The sequence below is a fragment of the Bacillus cereus group sp. BfR-BA-01349 genome (assembly GCF_022663795.1).
In the GTDB taxonomy this organism is placed as follows: Bacteria; Bacillota; Bacilli; order Bacillales; family Bacillaceae_G; genus Bacillus_A; species Bacillus_A cereus.
In genome coordinates this window covers 1-2,431 of sequence record NZ_JAKUGE010000104.1, presented here as the reverse complement: position 1 = coordinate 2,431, position 2,431 = coordinate 1, and the positions used below count along the sequence as shown (strand labels likewise).

Here is a 2,431-nt window from a genome sequence, read left to right as displayed (position 1 = left end):
AGCGCGACAAGAAGTCGCTTCATAATAGTGCGTATCCATAAGGATACGCTATTCTAGTTGTCAAGAATATTTCCACCCAAAACAGCGTTGCCAGTAATGGCAGGGTTGGTTGCATGAGGGAATGCATAAGGAAGCGATGAACGTACATTCAATCCGTGCTAGGGAAAGATGAGAAAGGTAAACGACAGTGAATCTTCTTAAGCTTCGTTACTACAAATCTAATGAAAGACGTTGATACATTGGAACTGCGGATTAGAAAAGTGGACTTTGTATGCTACTGAGAGACAACCTACATATCCGTCGGAGTAGAAGAAGGTACCTTCCCTCATCGTATCTATTAGAAGTGGAACTTGGTAAGCCCTATATAATCTGTACGTTGTACAGTAAGGATGTCGTAAGGCAAAATGACGTTATAGAGGGTATGGGATGTTGGAAAAAGCGAAAGTCGCAAGGTCGAAAGACAACAGGAACTCATAACTGTGCGAATAGCATCCAGGGGAAAAAAAACTAATGATGCAACCCGAAAGGGTGCAGACTTCCAACAGGTCTTCAACACGAAAAAAAGCGAAAAAAAACTTCTGCCGAAAGGAAGGAATCTAGTTATGGATACAGCTCACAAGGCGTCGGCTATTCCTTCACTTACAGATTGGTCTACAATTCAATGGAAAGAAATCGAAAGGTATGTAAGGAAGTTACGACAACGAATTTTTCGTGCCAAACAACAAAACCAAAGTAGAAGAGTAAGAAAATTACAACGTCTTATGCTTCGGAGCAAAGCGAATCTATTGTTATCAATTAAAAGAGTTACACAAATAAACCGTGGGAAGCGCACAGCGGGTATTGATGGAGAACGTATATTATCACCTAGGTCTAGGGTAGCATTGTTTCATCAAATGAGTTCCCAAAATATCAAATTACATCGCCCGAGAGCAGTAAAGCGCATACACATTCCGAAGAAAAATGGAAAATTACGCCCGTTGGGCATTCCGACAGTTAAGGATAGAATTTGGCAGAATATCGTCAGAAACGCCCTGGAGCCGGAGTGGGAGGCAGAATTTGAACCCATTTCGTACGGATTCCGTCCAAAGCGTAGTGCGCATGATGCCATAGCGAATATCTTTAATAAACTAAACTCCAAAAGCAAAAAAGTTTGGGTATTTGAAGGGGATTTTGCAGGGTGTTTCGATAATCTCAATCATGAACACATCTTAGAGAAAATTCAAAACTTCCCAGCAAAAGAAATTGTTAGAAGATGGTTAGCATCTGGGTATGTAGATAATCAAGTGTTTCACCCTACAACAGCAGGTTCTCCTCAAGGAGGAGTGATTTCACCTCTCTTGGCTAATATCGCCTTACATGGTATGGAGAAAGAACTCGGTATTAGATACAGTAAGAGTAACACAAAAAGACAAGGTACTATCTATAATATTCATGTCAAATGTACAAAGGCAATGGTTCGCTACGCAGATGATTTTATCATCGCTTGTCAAACCAAAAAAGAAGCCGAATCCTTGTATCGAGAGTTAGTACCATATCTCGAGAAACGCGGAATTACATTAGCAACAGATAAAACCCATGTTACTCACATTACTGAGGGTTTTGATTTTCTAGGTTTTCATATTAAACAATATGTGCAAGACAAGAATAAATTGTTAATAAAACCGTCAAAAACAAGCATTCAAAAAGCTAAGAAGAAAATTAAAACAACTTTCCAAAACTTGAAAGGGAAACCTGTTTATACGCTATTAACAAACCTAAATTCAATAATCCGGGGGTATGTGTATTACTGGAGACATGTAGTATCGAAAAAGGTGTTTTCATCGATTGATTACTTTATATGGGGAAATGTTGTACGACATGTAAAACATTTGCATCCAAAGAAAAGTTGGAAATGGATTGTAAAACAATATTTTCGAAAACCTAAGCATGGAGGACATGATAAATGGGTTCTTACCTGTCCAAAGACACAGTATCAAATCTATAAAATGGTTTGGACCCCCATTGTAAGGCATATTGGGATAAGATACAAAAACAGCCCGGATAATCCTGAACTCTCTGATTATTTTGCCAAACGAAATAAAAAAGATTTTGAGAACAATAATACGCTAACTCGAATCAAGATTGCAAAGAAACAGAAATATATCTGTCCAATGTGTGAAGAGGCTCTACAAAACGGAGAAGCACTAGAAATACATCATAAAGTTCCTAAAGTGTACGGAGGAACAAATGAATATGGTAATCTTCAACTTCTACATACATCTTGTCACATTCAACTCCATCAAAAGCATCCTATCTTTCGAGAGAGAGCATATATTTACAAGAAAGTGAACAAACATATTTCATTAACGCCTCGAGAAAGAATCCAGGTAATAGAATGGCGTATGATGGATGAAGAACGACTAGCTGTTTGGGATAAAAAGAAGGCTTGAGC

Annotated in this window: 1 protein-coding gene; it reads left to right on the top strand. The window is 38.4% G+C overall.

Annotated elements, in window-relative coordinates:
• The first annotated feature begins 602 nt into the window (after window positions 1-602).
• A complete protein-coding gene (gene ltrA / locus MR169_RS27850; RefSeq protein WP_242320385.1) occupies window positions 603-2,429 on the top strand; it encodes a group II intron reverse transcriptase/maturase in 1,827 nt (608 codons plus the stop codon).
• The last annotated feature ends 2 nt before the right edge of the window (window positions 2,430-2,431 follow it).